This window comes from Ensifer sp. ENS10 (genome assembly GCF_014852025.1).
GTDB lineage: Bacteria > Pseudomonadota > Alphaproteobacteria > Rhizobiales > Rhizobiaceae > Ensifer.
Window position 1 is genome coordinate 192,744 of record NZ_JACVAS010000007.1, and the last position, 16,814, is coordinate 209,557.

The 16,814-nt window shown below is 62.5% G+C and carries 17 protein-coding genes; 12 read left to right on the forward strand and 5 right to left on the reverse strand.

The window, feature by feature from the left end; translation table 11 throughout:
* The first annotated feature begins 24 nt into the window (after window positions 1-24).
* The 4 genes from ykgO (at window position 25) to IB265_RS23415 (ending at window position 2,428) form a co-directional block, all read left to right on the forward strand.
* Window positions 25-150 (forward strand): type B 50S ribosomal protein L36, encoded by a 126-nt coding sequence (gene ykgO / locus IB265_RS23400; protein WP_034806120.1) that lies wholly within the window; start codon window positions 25-27, stop codon window positions 148-150.
* A gap of 74 nt (window positions 151-224) precedes the next feature.
* On the forward strand, window positions 225-839 hold the full coding sequence (locus IB265_RS23405) for a hypothetical protein (RefSeq protein WP_057254649.1): 615 nt from the start codon (window positions 225-227) through the stop codon (window positions 837-839).
* A gap of 373 nt (window positions 840-1,212) precedes the next feature.
* Window positions 1,213-1,377 carry a hypothetical protein gene (locus tag IB265_RS23410; RefSeq protein WP_156414730.1) on the forward strand — a complete coding sequence of 55 codons (165 nt, stop codon included), beginning with the start codon at window positions 1,213-1,215 and terminating at the stop codon, window positions 1,375-1,377.
* Between the two features lie 34 nt (window positions 1,378-1,411).
* On the forward strand, window positions 1,412-2,428 hold the full coding sequence (locus tag IB265_RS23415) for an alpha/beta fold hydrolase (RefSeq protein ID WP_082616139.1): 1,017 nt from the start codon (window positions 1,412-1,414) through the stop codon (window positions 2,426-2,428).
* Between the two features lie 27 nt (window positions 2,429-2,455).
* Here IB265_RS23415 and pyk read toward each other — a convergent pair whose 3' ends face one another.
* Both pyk and IB265_RS23425 read right to left on the reverse strand, forming a co-directional pair.
* A complete protein-coding gene (gene pyk / locus IB265_RS23420) occupies window positions 2,456-3,895 on the reverse strand; it encodes a pyruvate kinase (protein WP_057254648.1) in 1,440 nt (479 codons plus the stop codon).
* Window positions 3,895-4,371: a DUF1036 domain-containing protein gene (locus tag IB265_RS23425; RefSeq protein ID WP_057254647.1), complete on the reverse strand. Its 477-nt coding sequence runs from the start codon at window positions 4,369-4,371 to the stop codon at window positions 3,895-3,897. The genes pyk and IB265_RS23425 overlap by 1 nt, the downstream gene beginning before the upstream one ends.
* 193 nt (window positions 4,372-4,564) lie before the next feature.
* Between IB265_RS23425 and IB265_RS23430 the strand changes: the two genes are divergently transcribed.
* The 3 genes from IB265_RS23430 (at window position 4,565) to IB265_RS23440 (ending at window position 6,094) form a co-directional block, all read left to right on the forward strand.
* Entirely contained in the window at window positions 4,565-5,353 is a 789-nt protein-coding gene (locus IB265_RS23430) for an N-formylglutamate amidohydrolase (protein WP_057254646.1), read from the forward strand.
* Between the two features lie 45 nt (window positions 5,354-5,398).
* Entirely contained in the window at window positions 5,399-5,704 is a 306-nt protein-coding gene (locus tag IB265_RS23435; protein WP_057254645.1) for a DUF1244 domain-containing protein, read from the forward strand.
* A gap of 126 nt (window positions 5,705-5,830) precedes the next feature.
* The gene (locus tag IB265_RS23440) at window positions 5,831-6,094 is read left to right on the forward strand and encodes a DUF2312 domain-containing protein (RefSeq protein ID WP_057254644.1); all 264 of its coding nucleotides are present in this window, start codon (window positions 5,831-5,833) and stop codon (window positions 6,092-6,094) included.
* A gap of 160 nt (window positions 6,095-6,254) precedes the next feature.
* Here the strand turns inward: IB265_RS23440 and IB265_RS23445 are convergent, their stop codons facing one another.
* Window positions 6,255-8,114 (reverse strand): DUF882 domain-containing protein, encoded by a 1,860-nt coding sequence (locus tag IB265_RS23445; protein WP_057254643.1) that lies wholly within the window; start codon window positions 8,112-8,114, stop codon window positions 6,255-6,257.
* A gap of 180 nt (window positions 8,115-8,294) precedes the next feature.
* Entirely contained in the window at window positions 8,295-9,839 is a 1,545-nt protein-coding gene (locus IB265_RS23450) for a sigma-54 dependent transcriptional regulator (protein WP_057254642.1), read from the reverse strand.
* 189 nt (window positions 9,840-10,028) lie between these two features.
* Here IB265_RS23450 and IB265_RS23455 point away from each other — a divergent pair, with 189 nt between their 5' ends.
* Genes IB265_RS23455 through IB265_RS23465 form a run of 3 tightly spaced genes read left to right on the forward strand, consistent with a single transcriptional unit; the run spans window position 10,029 to window position 13,762 of the window.
* Window positions 10,029-11,888 carry a M3 family oligoendopeptidase gene (locus IB265_RS23455; RefSeq protein ID WP_057254641.1) on the forward strand — a complete coding sequence of 620 codons (1,860 nt, stop codon included), beginning with the start codon at window positions 10,029-10,031 and terminating at the stop codon, window positions 11,886-11,888.
* Window positions 11,889-11,933: 45 nt separating this feature from the next.
* Window positions 11,934-13,133 (forward strand): aminodeoxychorismate synthase component I, encoded by a 1,200-nt coding sequence (locus tag IB265_RS23460; protein WP_057254640.1) that lies wholly within the window; start codon window positions 11,934-11,936, stop codon window positions 13,131-13,133.
* The gene (locus IB265_RS23465) at window positions 13,130-13,762 is read left to right on the forward strand and encodes an aminotransferase class IV family protein (protein WP_057254639.1); all 633 of its coding nucleotides are present in this window, start codon (window positions 13,130-13,132) and stop codon (window positions 13,760-13,762) included. Before IB265_RS23460 ends, IB265_RS23465 begins: the two co-directional genes overlap by 4 nt.
* Here the strand turns inward: IB265_RS23465 and IB265_RS23470 are convergent.
* A complete protein-coding gene (locus IB265_RS23470) occupies window positions 13,727-14,677 on the reverse strand; it encodes a GGDEF domain-containing protein (protein ID WP_057254638.1) in 951 nt (316 codons plus the stop codon). The two genes, IB265_RS23465 and IB265_RS23470, sit on opposite strands and share 36 nt — an antisense overlap.
* A 152-nt stretch (window positions 14,678-14,829) precedes the next feature.
* On the opposite strand from IB265_RS23470, the gene IB265_RS23475 reads away from it, so the two are divergent.
* On the forward strand, window positions 14,830-14,970 hold the full coding sequence (locus tag IB265_RS23475; RefSeq protein WP_373419820.1) for a hypothetical protein: 141 nt from the start codon (window positions 14,830-14,832) through the stop codon (window positions 14,968-14,970).
* A gap of 227 nt (window positions 14,971-15,197) precedes the next feature.
* On the forward strand, window positions 15,198-16,649 hold the full coding sequence (locus tag IB265_RS23480) for a homospermidine synthase (protein ID WP_057254637.1): 1,452 nt from the start codon (window positions 15,198-15,200) through the stop codon (window positions 16,647-16,649).
* Window positions 16,650-16,814 lie beyond the last annotated feature (165 nt).

The following is a 16,814-nucleotide window of genomic DNA, read 5'->3' on the forward strand; positions in this document are numbered from 1 at the left end:
CCCCGAAACCTGCGGATCAGGAAAATGAAGATCAAGAATTCGCTCAAGTCGCTGAAGACCCGTCACCGCGAAAACCGTCTGGTTCGTCGCAAGGGCCGCATCTACATCATCAACAAGTCGAACCCGCGCTTCAAGGCTCGTCAGGGCTGATCTAAGCCGGGTGGCAGACATCGCTTCGGCGATGTCCCAAAATTGATTATGAAGTTGATCCATGGCGGGCTAACATGCTCGCCATGCGAGTTTTTGTACCCCTGATTCTGGCGTGTTCCGCCCTGCTCGCCACCTCCATCGGAGCTGGCAGTTTCTCCTTCGCGGCGGAAGCATCGACCCAAACGGAATCGGCCAGCCTCACCACACCCAAGCAACGACTGGACGGCCTGTTCGCGGACCTCAAGAAGGAACGCGATGCCGACAAGGCGCGTGAACTCGCCAACCAGATCCGTGTGGAATGGCAGGATTCCGGCAGCGCCACCGTCAATCTCCTGATGCAGTGGGCCGACAAGGCCATCACCGACAACAAGCAGGCGGCGGCGCTCGACATCCTCGATCAGGTGATCACGCTTGCGCCCAACTATGTCGAAGGCTGGAACCGTCGCGCGACCCTGCATTACACGATGGGCAACTATCGGAAATCGATGTCGGACATCAACCGCGTGCTGACGATCGAGCCTCGTCATTTCGGCGCGCTTGCCGGCATGGCAGCGATCCTCGGCGCCTCCGGCAAGGACGAGCTCGCCATGCGGGCATGGGAGCAGTTCCTGGACATCTATCCCGCCGATCGCAAGGCGCAGGAGCAGCTGGGCGAGCTCGCCGAGAAGCTCGCCGGCAGCAAGACCTGACTGAACGCGACACACTCGACCCTAGCCTTCAATGCCCCTCTGCACCAATGAAAGCACTCTTCTCGAAGTAGCGACAGCCGCTCGGCGTTTCATTGAGCCGATCTGGCTGGAATGGCACCGGGCTTGGGGTGGCGATCTCCCCGCGATCGCTTCACAATGGACCTGCGGCCGCTCGAGCCTGTTCCTGGCACGTGTCTTGATTGCCCAAGGCCTCGATGCCCATTGGGCCTCTGGAGCGCCGCGGAGTGCGCCTTCCGGGCCTGACATCGGCCCCTACGGCTTCTTCTGCGGGGAACGCTAGCAAAGCCATGCCTGGGTCGAATGCGGCGATTACATCGTCGACATCACCGCCGATCAGTTCGGCGCCCCTCCGGTGCTCGTTGTCGACAGCACGGACACCCGCTACAACAAGGGCGACCGGGATACCGCGCTGCCTGAGTTCGTGCTTGCCCGCCAGCGCGCCGTTGACGCCATCTGGCCACGATGGCAGTCGATGGGCTCCCCTGCCCCTGAAGCCTCTCCAACGCAGACGCCTTGACGGGCCTACGGACGCCGGAAGACAGATTGAGACAATGGTACCAGCCACATTCCTGCTCATTGGACTAGCGCTCGTCGGCATTGCCTACAGCCTCTGGCACGCGCGAGCCTTCACCCGGCGGTTTCCGAATGCCGGCGAACTGATCGACATCGGCGGTTATCGCATGAACAGCGTGCACCTGCCGGCAGGCGAGCAGGCCGATCTCCTGCCCGTCATCTTCATCCATGGCGCCAGTGGCAATCTGCTCGATCAGTTGCATGCCTTCGCCCCAGCCCTTGATGGCCGCGCCGAGATGCTGTTCGTCGATCGTCCGGGTCACGGCTACTCCGAGCGGGGCGGAGCGGAAAACGACCTTCCGGACGGCCAGGCGACGGCGATCGCAAAGCTGATGGAAAAGCGCGGCATCCGTCGCGCGGTCATCGTCGGCCATTCCTTCGGCGGCGCCATCGCTGCGAGCTTCGCCCTGCATCACCCGGAAAAGACGGCCGGCCTCATCCTGCTGGCGCCCGCGACGCACCCCTGGCCAGGCGGCATCGAATGGTACTATCGCCTCACGGCGCTCCCCCTCGTCGGCTGGCTCTTCGCCCATACGCTGGTGACGCCCCTGGGGCAGCGCCGCATCGAAGGCGGCACACACTCGATTTTTTCACCCAATCCGCGGCCCGACGACTACATCGACAAGACCGGCCCGCATCTGGTGCTGCGTCCGGCGACCTTCCGCAACAATGCGCGCGACATAGCCAATCTCCATGCCTATCTGACCGCGACGGCACCCCGCTACCGCGAGATCACGGCACAGACCGTGATCATCACCGGCGATAGCGACGGCATCGTGCTGGCCGACATCCATTCCCGCGGGCTGGCGCGCGATATCCCCGGCGCGGAACTGCTGTGGATCGGCAATCTCGGCCACAAGCCCGACTATGTGGTCACGGACGTGGTCGTGGCTGCGCTCGAAAAGATGGCGGGCCAGCCGACGGATCTCGAGCAAATAAAAAGGCGGGCCGAAGCCCGCCTTATCATGTCGTCCGAAGCCATCGGCCAAGTCTGACCCGCTTCGCACTTTGCCAAGGCTGCATCAGATGCCGCTCATGCCGTCCGAACCGATATAGGCGATGCGCAGCATGTTGGTGGCGCCAGGCGTACCCAAGGGCACGCCGGCAGAGATGATGACGCGTTCGCCGGGCTTGCCGAAGCCTTCGGCCGCAACGATGCGGCAGGCACGGTTGACCATATCGTCGAGGTCCGTCGCGTCCTCGGTGACGACGCAATGCAGGCCCCAGACGACCGAGAGACGGCGTGCCGTCTGGACGATCGGCGAGAGAGCGATGATCGGAACCTGTGGCCGTTCGCGGGCGGCGCGAAGACCGGTGGTGCCGGACGAGGTGTAGCAGACGATCGCGGCAAGACGGAGCGTCTCGGCGATCTGGTGGGCAGCGAGCGAAATCGCGTCGGCACCGGTTGCCTCCGGCGGCGTGCGCTGCGCGTAGATGATGCTGGAATAGTGCGGGTCGCGCTCGACGTTGCTGGCGATCGACGCCATGGTCGACACGGCCTCCACCGGATACTCGCCCGAGGCCGATTCTGCCGACAGCATGACGGCATCGGCGCCTTCGAAGACGGCCGTCGCAACGTCGGAAACTTCGGCGCGCGTCGGAACGGGTGCGGAGATCATCGATTCCAGCATCTGCGTGGCAACAACCACCGGCTTGCCAGCGCGGCGACATGCGCGCGTCAGCTGCTTCTGCAGGCCCGGCACCGATTCCAGCGGCATTTCGACGCCGAGGTCGCCGCGCGCGACCATCAGCGCGTCCGAAAGCTCGATGATCTCATCAATGCGGTCGAGTGCCTGCGGCTTCTCGATCTTCGACATCAGGCCGACGCGGCCGCGGGCGATCTTGCGGACTTCGGCCAGGTCTTCCGGCCGCTGCACGAAGGAGAGCGCCACCCAGTCGATCTCGCCGGTGGCGAGAACGGCGTCGAGGTCAGCGCGGTCCTTGTCGGTCAGAACACCGACCGCGAGCAGCGTGTCCGGCAGGCTGACGCCCTTGCGGTCCGAAATCTTCGTTCCCGCGACGACCGTGGCCACGATGCTCTTGCCGTCGGTCTTCTCAGCGCGCAGATGCAGCTTGCCGTCGTCGATCAACAGGCGATGGCCGGGCTTGACCGCTTCGAGGATTTCCGGGTGCGGCAGGTAGACGCGCGTGTTGTCGCCGGGCACGTCCTTGTTGTCGAGCGTGAAGGTCTGGCCGACCTTGAGATCCACCTTGCCTTCTGCGAACTTGCCGACGCGCAGCTTCGGGCCCTGAAGATCGGCGAGAATGCCGATCGGCCGACCACAGTGGCTTTCCACCGTGCGGATGCGCTGAACCAGCGTGCGCATCACGTCGTGGCTCGCATGGCTCATGTTGATACGGAACAGATCAGCCCCGGCCTCGTGCAGCTTCTGGATCATCTGCTCATCGGAAGACGCCGGTCCGAGCGTGGCGAGGATTTTGACTTTTCTGTTCCGCTTCATCAATTCTGGCTTTCCTGCGTGCCGGGCGTTTCGGAGAGCTGAACCATCCAGCTCCCTTGCCGCCCCGTGTCGTATTCCTTGAATCCCATGCGCTGGAAGCCGCGGGCGAAGCAGTCCTGAACGCCCGCGATCTTGAACTCGTTCTCGGCGACGCACATGTTGACGTCACCGGTCCAGCGGCCGCCGCGGGCCGCATCTTCCGCGTAGAGATAATAGTATCGTGACTCAAGCTCGCCCTCGATCAGGGTCGCGCAGGTGGTGGCCGGAACCTGCCACCAGCCCTCCGTTACCCAGCCTTCCTTGGCCCGGTAACCGATCGCCACGCCGACGAGATTTTGTGTGCCGTTGCAGACGCGAAAATCGGCGCGCGCTTCATCGGCAAAGAGAAATGAGCTTGAGGTTGCCAGGAAAAACAGGAGGATGCCTCCCAGTGTCGTCAGCCCCGGCTTCGCTTTGGAAAAAGGATTTCTGGACACGGTTTCCGATGGAACTCCGTTTTGATTTGCGTGGCACTTTCTTGCGACGGCCAGCCCCGAAAGTCAACGTAACTCTAATCGATTACAATCGGCAAATTGCGTTCAAATTGCGCTAAACAGTTGCGCGTTTCTTGCGATTGACGCGCGTGCGTGCGATCAGCGAGGACGAGGCTAGACAAGAGACTGGACCGGCATGCAACACTATTCTCCCTATGAGATTATCGAAGCCAAGCCTGCAACCGGGCTCGTTTTGCTTGCCGACCACGCGATGAACCGGTTGCCGCCGGAATACGGCAGTCTCGGCCTGCCCGCCTCGGCATTCGAGCGGCATATCGCCTATGACATCGGTGTCGAGGCGTTGGTGCGGCGGCTCTCGCGAATACTCGATGCGCCGGCCGTGCTCGGTTGCTTCTCCCGCCTGCTGATCGATCCCAATCGCGGCGAGGACGACCCGACGCTGGTCATGAAGATCTCCGACGGCGCGATCGTGCCCGGCAACCACCCGATCAGCGCAGAGGAATGGGAGAACCGGCTGAACCGGTTCCACCGCCCCTATCATCGCGCCGTTTCCGAGACGATCGGCCGAAGCGCCGAGGCGCATGGCGCGGCACCGCTGGTCATTTCGATCCACTCCTACACACCGGCCTGGAAGGGTGTGGCCCGCCCCTGGCACGCCGCCGTGCTTTGGGACAACGATCCGCGTGCCGTCCTGCCGCTGATCGAGAAGCTCGAGGCGTCGGGCGATATCGTCGTCGGCAACAACGAACCCTATGACGGTGCGCTGCGCGGGGATACCATGTTCCGGCACTGCATGATGCCGGGTATTCCCCACGCCCTGATCGAGGTGCGCCAGGACCTGATCGCCGACGAGACGGGCGTTGCTGGCTGGGCCGAGCGGCTGGCGCCAATCCTTGCGGGTCTCAACGCCATGACCGAATTGCATCGCTACGAGCGCCACGCCTCCCGCACCGGCGCCTATTAGAGCTTGGGTCCGGAAGTACGCAGTAACCGAAGAGGATCAACGTCCATGACCGAACTGACCCCGGAGCAGCAGACGGCATTCGAGGCAGCCGCCTTTCGCCGTCTCGTCACCCATCTGCGCGAACGCGCCGATGTCCAGAACATCGACCTGATGAACCTCGCCGGCTTCTGCCGCAATTGTCTTTCCAACTGGTACCGAGAAGCCGCCGAAGAGGCAGGCGTTGCTCTCGCCAAGGAGGAATCGCGCGAGATCATCTACGGCATGCCCTATGAGGAATGGCGCGAGCTCCATCAAAGGGAAGCGACCGCCGAGCAGAAGGCAGCCTTCGAGATCAACAGGCCGAAGGAATAAGGGCGTTTCGGCGGCGCTTGCCACGGAATTGACCGCGTTGTTGCGCATTGACCCTTGACCTTGGCGGCCGTTTTCGGCACGTCACGGCACCCACGAAATTCAATTCCCCGTATCAAGGAGAAGACCATGTCGGATGCTCACGGCGTCGCACGCGATCAGCTTCGCGCTTTCATCGAGCGGATCGAACGCCTGGAAGAAGAAAAGAAGACCATCGCGGACGACATCAAGGACGTCTACGGCGAAGCCAAGTCCATGGGCTTCGACACCAAGATCCTGCGCAAGGTCATCTCGATCCGCAAGCAGGACCACGACGAGCGCATGGAACAGGAAGCGATCCTCGACACCTACCTCCAGGCGCTCGGCATGGTGCCGGCAGCCGCCGAAGAATAAGCAGGCTTGCAGGGCCGCCGACAGGCGGCCTCGTCCGGACAGCGATGGGGAGCAGGCTGCCCCCGACCCGACCAGAGACGACAGCACTCGAAAGCACGATACAGAATCAAAAAGCCCGCCGGTTCGGCGGGCTTTTTCGTGTCTGCTGTTCGGCCGAAGCTCAGTTCGTGCTGAACTTCTTCACTTCCATGAAGTTGACCGCATTGCCGCTGAAGCGGGCCGTGTCCACCGTGCCAGCGCCGTTCGAGAAGCCGGCGGCATAGACCGTGGTCGGTGCGGTGCGGAGCGACTTGCTGACGAAGCGCGGCGCCTTGACCGGCTTGGAGAGCGTCGCCACACGACCCGTCGTCAGCGCCCATTCGGAAATGATCTTCTGGGTCAGCTTCGGCTCGGTGCGGACCGACGAGCGGGTCGCTGCGTCGGCGTCGTTCTTCTTCGGTCGACCGCCCTTTGCCGGCGCTTCGGCCTGCGTGTCGAAGGCGTTGTCGAAGACGGCCGCACGGGCGTTCGTGTTCGACTGCGGCGCATAGGCCGCCATTTCGATCGGCTGTTGCGATACCGGCTCGCGCTGGGCCGGCGTCGGAGCAGCAAGCGCCACACGGGTCGCAGCCTCGGCGGCAACGTCACGCGGCGGCTCTGCGGACGCAACGACCGGGCGCTCCGCGAAGGACGGAACCACGACCTGCGCATCGGCAACGGCGGCAAGGGCCGCATCACCCGCGGGCCGCATGGCCGGAACCGGAACGAAACCAAGCGCCTGCACATCCGCGGAAGGATCGGCCGAAGCGACAAGCGTATTCATGTCGCGACGGTCAAGCATCTGCGGCACCGGCACCTTCATCGAGCCGAGATCGGCGAATTCGCTCGGCATTTCCGAGGTCTGCGGCAGGGCAGCAGCAAGCGCATCCTGGGCCGCGTTCTTCTGCGGCGCCACCAGCGCAACGGCTACGCCGCCATCGGCAGGTGCATCCTTGAAGGCAGGACGGACAGCCGGGACCGGCGCGTTGATGTTCTGTTCGGCTGTTGCAGTGGCAGCAGCTGTCGGTTCGGCAGCAACCGAGCCGGCGACACCTGGAAGCGCTTCCTGGGCAGCAGGAGCGGAAGCCGTCTGTACCTTGGCCGGCGCAGCGCCGCCTTCATCGTCAGCGCCAGGACCGGCTGCGATCGCCGAGGGTTCTTCATCCTCGTCGCCGCCACCGCCAAAGAGCATGGCGAACAGGTTGCCGCGACGCTTGCCGCTTGCGCTATCGCCAGGACCGGTTGCACCGCCACCGGCGACTTCGATCGCCGAGGCACCGACGCGACGTTTGTAGTCGGCGACCGCCTGGTCATAACCCGGAAGCGGCTTGCCATCGGACGGCAGATGCATGGTCTTGCCATCAGGGAAGAGGCGAGCGAGTTCGGCGCGGCTCATGCGCGGCCAGGCGCGAACGCCGCCAACATCCATGTGAACGAAAGGCGAGCCGGAGGTCGGGTAATAGCCGACGCCACCCACCTGGAACTTCACGCCGATTTCGCGCAGCGTCTTCAGCTTCACGTCGGGAAGGTAGAAGTCCATTGCCTTGCCGAGCATGTGCTGGCTCTTCTTGGCGACACCCTTCGAGCGAGAACGCAGCATGCCGTTGGTTGCCGGCGAACGATAGGCCGAGACGACGTGAATATAATCGCGCGAACCGCTCTTCTGGTAGACTTCCCAGACGAGGTCGAGCAGGCGCGGGTCCATCTTGGTGGGTTCGTTGCGACGCCAGTCGCGAAGGAATCGGTTGATCTCCTGCAGGCCCTTGGTGTCGTAACGGCCATTGCGCTTGAAGGTGATCTGCGCCTTTTCCTGGGTATGAATGAAATAGAGTTTCAGTGTCCGGGTCTGGCCCGCGGCCTCTACGGGAGGCGCGAAACCTGGAGTCACGAGGGAAGCCGCAATAGCAACGGATGTAAGAACCTGCGGCACCTTACGGGTAAAGGCCGCGCAGACTCTCGCTAAGGAGCCGAGCGGCTTCTTAAAACCGAACAAATTTGGCATTCAATCCCCGTCCGACGGACAACCGTGCTTCGCTGTCTCAGATGACTGTCAAATAAGGTGACAGCATGGCAAATATGCCACAGTCGTCACCGCCCCTTATAATATAGTGAACACTTCACTAACAAGGTCTAAACGGCGGTGACTGAATAGCAGGGCTAATGAATTGTGAATGCGTCGATTTTATGCCGCCTCCCTCAATGGGTTCTCGGGATCGATGCCATAATCCTTCAGCTTGCGGTAGAGAGTAGACCGGCCGATGCCGAGCTTGCGAGCCACCTGGCTCATCTGTCCGCGGTAGAATTTGAGCGCAAAACGAATCAGTTCCTCTTCCACTTCGGCGAGTTTGCGGACGTCACCACCCTCGTCGACGCTGGCGATCGCGTTGTCCATCCGCGGGTCGTGCCCGGCATCGCCTTCCATCGATTTCGCCGCACTCGCGAAGTCCGGATAGACATTCGGCACCTGTTCCGCCGGCCCGCTTTCCCGTTCCGGACCGGCTTCGCCCCAGGAGAAGCCGGAGCGGTCGGAAACGACGTAGCCCGGGATCTGGGTGGCGATCTGCGGAAAATCCTTCACCGTCAGCTCGTTGCCTTCGGCAAGCACAACAGCCCGGAAGATCGCGTTTTCGAGCTGCCGGATGTTGCCTGGCCAGTCATAGGCAGTCAGCAGCGCCAAGGCGCCGCTCGAAATGGCGAGCGGTGTGTGCAGGCGCTGCTCGGCGGCAAAACGCTCGACGAAGGAACGCACCAGAACCGGGATGTCTTCCTTGCGCCGACGCAGCGCCGGGATGGTGATCGGGAAGACGTTGAGGCGGTAATAGAGGTCCTCGCGGAACCGGCCCTCGCGCACTTCGTTGATCAGGTCCTTGTTGGTGGCCGAGATCAGCCGCACATTGACCCGGTGCGGATGGCGCGCGCCGATCGTCTCGATCTCGCCCTGCTGCACGGCACGCAACAGCTTCACCTGGACTTCGAGCGGCAGGTCGCCGATCTCGTCGAGGAACAGGGTGCCGCCGTCGGCATCGACGAACTTGCCGGTGTGTTTTTCCGTCGCGCCGGTAAAGGCGCCCTTTTCGTGGCCGAAGAGAATGCTCTCGACCAGGTTATGCGGGATCGCGCCACAATTGACGGTGACGAAGGGCTTGCCGACCCGGTCGCTCGCCGACTGGATGGCGCGGGCCACCATTTCCTTGCCGACGCCGGACTCGCCTTCGAGCACGATCGGAATATTGGACTGGGCGGCACGGCGCGCCAGGTCGATCACCCGGATCATCGCCGGGCTTGCCGAAACGATGTCCTCGAAGCCGACGGCGCCGCCGCGCGGACGGCGCGAGGTTTTGACCTTGCCGTCGCGGCTCGCCATCTTCAGCGCATTGCTGATCGCGACCGACAGCCGCTCCGGAGAGACGGGCTTCACCAGGAAGTCGAAGGCACCCGCCTGCATCGCGTGAACCACGGTTTCGATGCCGCCCTGGCCGGTCTGTACGATGACAGGCATATCGACGCCGCGCTCGGCCAGCGCTTCAAGGAAGCCGTGCCCGTTCATCTCCGGCATCAACAGGTCGAGCAGAATGACGTTGATCATGCCGCCCTTGCGCTCCAGGAGCTCCAGACCGCTGCGGCCATTGTCGGCGAGATGCGCTACATGGCCGAGACGCTCGATCATGTTCGTCAACAACCGGCGCTGCACCGGATCGTCATCAATGACCAGAATATGTGATGTCACGGAAGCCTCCTGCTTTGGACACGCAGTACTATTTGGCCAACCTCATGTGCCAAATGACGTCAGGCATCTGTGCCATAAAGGGCTGAACATCATGTTTTGAGAAATGCTTGCATTTTATCCATTGCCGGCGATAGCAATGGAACCCATATCGCTTGCCCTCTTCCTGTCACGAACGAGAGAAATCCGACGATGACCTTCCGCCCCTTCGCTCCCGAGCAATCCGCTGTCCGCGCCGCCGCCGGGCAATCCCATGGCGCTACCGCGGATCTCGGCGACCTGCCCTCCTGGCGGCTCGAAGATCTCTATCCGTCGGCCGCATCGGATGCCTTTCGCAACGACCTGAAAAAGGCCGAGACCGAAGCGACCGCCTTCGAAACCAAGTGGAAGGGCAAGCTGGCCGAGGCCGCGACGAAGCGTGGTGACGACGGCATCGGCGCCGCCGTCCGGGAGTTCGAAGCGCTCGAAGATGTCATGGGCCGCATCGCTTCCTTTGCCGGCCTCACCTATTTCTCGGACACGTCCAAGCCCGAGAACGGCAAGCTTTATGGCGACGTACAGTCGAAGCTCACCGACATGTCGGCGCATTTGCTGTTCTTCTCGCTGGAGCTCAATCGGATCGATGACGCGATCCTCGACAAGGCGCTGGAAAACGATGCGCTTGCCGCGCACTACAGGCCCTGGCTGACCGACCTGCGCATGGACAAGCCCTATCAGCTCGACGACAAGCTGGAGCAGCTTTTCCTGGAAAAATCGATGACGGGTGCTGCCGCCTTCAACCGGCTGTTCGACGAGACGATGACGAGCCTCACCTTCAGCGTCGATGGCGAAGCCCTGCCGCTGGAAGTCGCCCTGAACCTGTTGCAGGATCCGGCGACAGAGGTCCGCAAGAAGGCGGCGATGGCGCTTGCCGAAACCTTCAAGGCCAATATCCGCACCTTCACGCTGATCACCAACACGTTGGCCAAGGACAAGGAAATCTCCGACCGCTGGCGCGGTTTTCAGGACATCGCCGACAGCCGCCATCTGGCGAACCGCGTCGAGCGCGAAGTTGTCGATGCGCTGGCCGAAGCCGTCAAATCCGCCTATCCGCGCCTGTCGCATCGCTACTACACGATGAAGGCAAAATGGCTCGGCATGCAGGAGATGGATTTCTGGGATCGCAATGCGCCGTTGCCGGAAACGCCGAACGCGCTGATTTCCTGGAACGAAGCCAAGGACACGGTTCTCTCCGCCTACAATGCCTTCGATCCGGAAATGGCCGCGATCGCCCGCCGCTTCTTCGACGAGAGCTGGATCGACGCGCCGGTGCGGCCGGGCAAGGCACCCGGCGCCTTCGCCCATCCGACGGTACCATCCGCGCACCCCTACGTGCTCGTCAATTACATGGGCAAGCCGCGCGACGTCATGACGCTTGCACACGAACTCGGCCACGGCGTGCACCAGGTGCTGGCCGGGGGACAGGGCGCGCTGATGGCGTCTACTCCGCTGACCCTGGCTGAAACCGCGTCCGTGTTCGGCGAGATGCTGACCTTCCGCGCGCTGCTCGACCGGACGAAGGACAAGCGCGAGCGCAAGGCCATGCTTTCCCAGAAGGTCGAGGACATGATCAACACGGTCGTGCGCCAGATCGCCTTCTACGAGTTCGAGCGCAAGGTCCACACTGCCCGCAAGGAAGGCGAACTGACGGCTGACGACATCGGCAAGCTGTGGCTGTCGGTGCAGAACGAGAGCCTCGGGCCGGCGATCCGAATCTCCGAAGGCTACGAGACCTATTGGGCCTATATCCCCCACTTCGTCCACTCGCCTTTCTACGTCTACGCCTATGCCTTCGGCGACTGCCTGGTGAACTCGCTCTACGCCGTCTACCAGAACGCCGAAAAAGGCTTCCAGGAGAAGTACTTCGAACTGTTGAAGGCCGGCGGCACCAAGCACCATTCCGAGTTGCTCGCGCCCTTTGGCCTCGATGCCACCGATCCGTCGTTCTGGGCACAGGGACTGTCGATGATCGAAGGGCTCATCGACGAACTCGAGGCGCTTGATAAGGCCTGATCCGGGCACAGGTCCGGATCACGGCGCGATCGACAAGACGACTTTATGAGCGACACCGCACCCTATGTGCTGTTCCGGGACGACAGCGAAAACCGCACCACGGTTTTCGCTGAGCCTTCGCGCATCGTCACCGCGCGCACGAAAGCCGAATTCACCCGCGGCCTTGCCGAGCTCGAGCGCGCCCACAAGGCGGGCAAGTGGCTCGCCGGCTTCATGTCCTACGAGGCCGGCCACCTCTTCGAGCAGAAACTCGCAAGGTTTGCCGAGGAGGGCCGCGAAACGCCGTTGATGTCCTTCGGCATCTTCGACGCGCCCTCGGAAGACCATCCCCTCGCCGAGCCGCAGCGCCGGACCGAGAACGAACCCTTCCTCGCTGAGCCACGCGCCGGCTGGGACTTCGGCACCTACCGCGAGCGCTTCGATCGTCTGCACCAGCATCTGCGCCAGGGTGATTGCTACCAGGCCAACCTGACGATGCCGATCCGTGCCCGCTGGTCTGGCGATCCGCGCGCCGCCTTCTGGTCGCTGATCGACCGCCAGCCGGTGAAATACGGGGCGCTGGTTGCGCTTGACGGGCCGGTCCTCCTGTCGCGTTCGCCGGAACTCTTCTTCCGCGTCGATGCGGACGGCTGGATCGAGACGCACCCGATGAAGGGTACGGCCAAGCGCGGCGCCTCTGCGGCCGAAGACGCCGAGATCATCGCGACCATGCGCGCCGACGAAAAGACCCAGGCTGAAAACCGGATGATCGTCGATCTCCTGCGCAACGACATCTCGCGTATCACCGAAGTCGGCACACTCAGCGTCCCCAAGCTCTTCGAAATCGAGACCTACCCGACCGTGCACCAGATGGTGAGCCATGTTCGGGCAAAGCTCCTACCCGAGATCGGTATCGAGGACATCTTCGCCGCCCTGTTCCCCTGCGGCTCGATCACCGGCGCGCCGAAGATGCGGGCCATGGAAATCCTGCACGACCTCGAAGACGGACCGCGCGACGCCTATTGCGGCGCCATCGGCTTCATCGCCCCGAGCGGGATCATGCGCTTCAGCGTCGCCATCCGCACGATTTCGCTTTTCCCCAACGGCGAGGCTATCTTCAATGTCGGCGGCGGCATCGTCTTCGACAGCAACGCCCGGTCCGAATATGACGAATGCCTGCTGAAGGCCCGCTTCGCCATTGGCGACGACAAGATCGCGCTCGGCGACGACAAGATCGCGCTGGGCGATGACGAGATCGCACGATGACGGACTTCTCGCTGATCGAAACGCTGCGCTACGAGCCCGAAAACGGCTTCGTCCGATCGCGCCTGCATCTGGCGCGGCTGAAGCGATCGGCGCGACGTCTCGGTTTTTCCGGAGCGGAAGGGGCAGAAGCGGCCTTGCTGGCCGCGGTGAAGAGCGGCGACGACAAGCTCGCACACCGGGTACGGCTCGAGCTTTTCCCCGACGGACGCATCGAGGTAAAGGCCGCACCGTTCGTACCGTTGTCGGACGATACGATCTGGCGGGTGCGGATCGCCGCCACCCGGCTCAACTCGCGCGATCCGCTGCTGCGCTACAAGACCAGCCGCCGGGCGGCCTATGAAACGGCCCGCAGCGAATATGCAGCGAGCGAGGCTGACGAGGTTCTTCTGCTCAACGAGAAGGGCGAGGTCTGCGAAGGCACGATCACCTCGGTTTTCCTCGACGACGGTAGCGGTGTCCTGAAGACACCGCCGATCGCCTGCGGGCTGCTCGCCGGTGTGCTTCGTACCGAACTCATCTGCCAACGACGCGCGCGGGTAGCGCGCCTTTCGCCGGCGGATCTTACAAGTGGAACGCTCTATGTCGGCAATTCGCTACGCGGTATGATCCGGGTGAGACTCCTGGTCTGAACCGGGAAGCGTGTAGCGTCTGACCCGATCCCGCCCATCGCGCTTGGCGAGGTAGAGCGCCTGGTCGGCGCGCGCATAGAGATCGCTGACGGAATCGCCATCACGATATTCCGCGAGCCCGACCGAACAGGTGTAGAAGAACTCCGGAATATTCTCGAGCGGCCGGGAGCTTCTGACCCTTTCGAGCAGACGGTCGAGAATGCGATTGCCTTCGCTGATGGTGGTATCAGGCAGGATGAGCATGAATTCCTCACCGCCGATCCGGCCGAAGCAATCCGAGCGGCGCACGAATTCCTGCATTTGACGCGCGAAGTCGAGCAGAACCTCGTCGCCGCGCTGGTGCCCGTGGCGGTCGTTGATCGCCTTGAAATAATCGATGTCGATGATCGCGACGCAACCCCACATATGCGGATTTTCGGCACAATTGGCGATGAATTCAGTCAACCGCCCCATCGTGTAGCGACGGTTGGGCACACTGGTCAGCTCGTCGACCTGGGCCGCCCGAAGCGCGAAATCGCGGTCCTGCCGGAGCTCGCGCTCGCCCGCATGGATAGTGGTGACATCGACGGCAATGCAAAGCATATAGCCGTCGGAATCCACCGTCTCCGTCATCCACAGCCAGCGGCCGTCATGCAAGTCGGTTTCCATGGCACGAAAAGGCACTTTGCCGCGCCGGTGAGCCGTCGAGGCAATCCAGGCGTTGACGTCGTCGGTTTTCAGGACGGTCCCCTGACCGGCCGCGTAGTTGCGGCGCATGATCTCCGCCCAGGTCGGGCTCTCGTCTGGACCGACGTGATAGGCCGCGCGAAATGCCGTGTTGGCAAACCGCAATCGATCGTGCTGATCGTAGAGCGCGATCAGTACGGGTGTTTTGCTCTGTAAGGCCGCAAGAGCCTTGAGATGACTACCGGTCACGGTCTGTCACGCCTCCGGGTCGGACAATATCAATCATGGCGCGAAGCGGATGCTTCAGACGAAGCTATAGCACGAAGTGCTTGTGACAAGCGTTTACGCGTGTGAAACGATGGGGATATGGTTAAATCACCGTCTTGGACCGGCCGAAGTGCATGAAGCATACGCCCTACGACGGTTCCTCCAAGCCCCTCACCATCGGCCTTGCCCAGCTCGATCCCGATCGCTGGATCGAGCCTGACGAACAGCTACAGCACTATCTCTCAGAAAAGAAGTGCCTTCTTGCGGAAGCGTGAGGCAGTCGCGGCCCTGCTTTCGATCGCCGGTTAAGCACTATCTCAGATAGCGGTTGACCCGCCGGCTCTTTATTGTGACAGCGATCTATGCTCTACAGCGCCCGCGTGCCGCATTCGGCACCGAAGCCGCTGCGGCACACCCGTCAAGCTGGAACAGCGGCACCAGCCGCTTCCTCATGCTTAGTCACCCACCGTCACAGGAAAGTTTCCTCAGGAGTAAGACAAAAATGGCAGATACCACCTACCCGGTTTACGGCGAGATCACCGGTCCGATCGTCATGATCGGTTTCGGTTCGATCGGTCGCGGCACCCTGCCGCTGATCGAGCGCCACTTCAAATACGACAAGAACCGGTTGATCGTGGTCGAACCCCGTGAGGACGCCGCCGACAACGAGATTTTCGAACGGCATGGCGTACGTCACGTTCGCGCTCATGTGACGAAGGACAACTACAAGGAACTGCTGAAGCCGCTGCTCACCGAAGGCGAAGGCCAGGGCTTCTGCGTCAACCTGTCGGTCGATACCGGCTCGCTCGACCTGATCAAGATGTGCCGCAAGCTCGACGTTCTCTACATCGACACGGTCGTTGAGCCGTGGCTCGGTTTCTATTTCGACGCCGAAATGGACAATTCCGAGCGCACCAACTATGCGCTGCGCGAAACCGTTCGCAAGGAAAAGGAAAAGAACCCGGGCGGCACCACGGCCGTTTCCACCTGCGGCGCCAACCCCGGCATGGTCTCCTGGTTCGTCAAGCAGGGCCTCTTGAACCTCGCCAACGACCTCGGCGTGAAGTTTGAAGAGCCGCATCAGGACGACCGCGAAGGCTGGGCGAAGCTGATGAAGAAGGTCGGCGTCAAGGGCGTGCACATTGCCGAGCGCGACACGCAGCTGACGAAGAAGCCGAAGCCGCTCGACGTGTTCTGGAACACGTGGTCGGTCGAGGGCTTCATCTCCGAAGGTCTGCAGCCGGCCGAACTCGGCTGGGGCACCCATGAAAACTGGATGCCGAAGAACGCCAAGAAGCACAAGAAGGGCTGCAAGGCTGCGATCTACCTGGAGCAGCCGGGCGCCAACACCCGCGTACGCACCTGGTGCCCGACGCCTGGCCCGCAGTACGGCTTCCTTGTCACCCACAACGAGGCGATCTCGATCTCGGACTTCTTCACCGTTCGCGATAAGGACGGCGAAGTGACGTACCGTCCGACCTGCCACTACGCCTACCATCCGGCCAACGACGCGGTCCTGTCGCTGCACGAGATGTTCGGCAACGGCGGCAACGCCCAGCCGGTCCATCACGTTCTCGACGAGAAGGAACTGGTTGAGGGCCTCGACGAACTGGGCGTCCTGCTCTACGGCCACGACAAGAATGCCTATTGGTTCGGCTCGCGCCTGTCTCTGGAAGAGACCCGCCGCATCGCTCCCTACCAGAACGCCACCGGCATGCAGGTAACCTCTGCGGTTCTCGCCGGCATGGTCTGGGCGATTGAAAACCCGAAGGCCGGCATCGTCGAAGCCGACGAGATGGACTACAAGCGCTGCCTGGAAGTACAGCTTCCCTATCTCGGTCCGGTTGAAGGCCACTACACCGACTGGACCCCGCTCGACGGTCGTCCGGGCCTGTTCCCGGAAGACATCGACACCAAGGATCCCTGGCAGTTCAAGAACATCCTCGTTCGCTAAGCTTTTGACGTAAAACGTCATCCGGCCCGGGGCACGACCGTGTCCCGGGCCTTTTCATCTGTGCGGGAAAAGGCGCCGGCCGCCCCCTGCCGCTCTTGCTTTCAACTCATGATCGCGGCATGGTCATGCCGGAATGAAACAGTCCGCTCGGCCCAATGCGGGGGA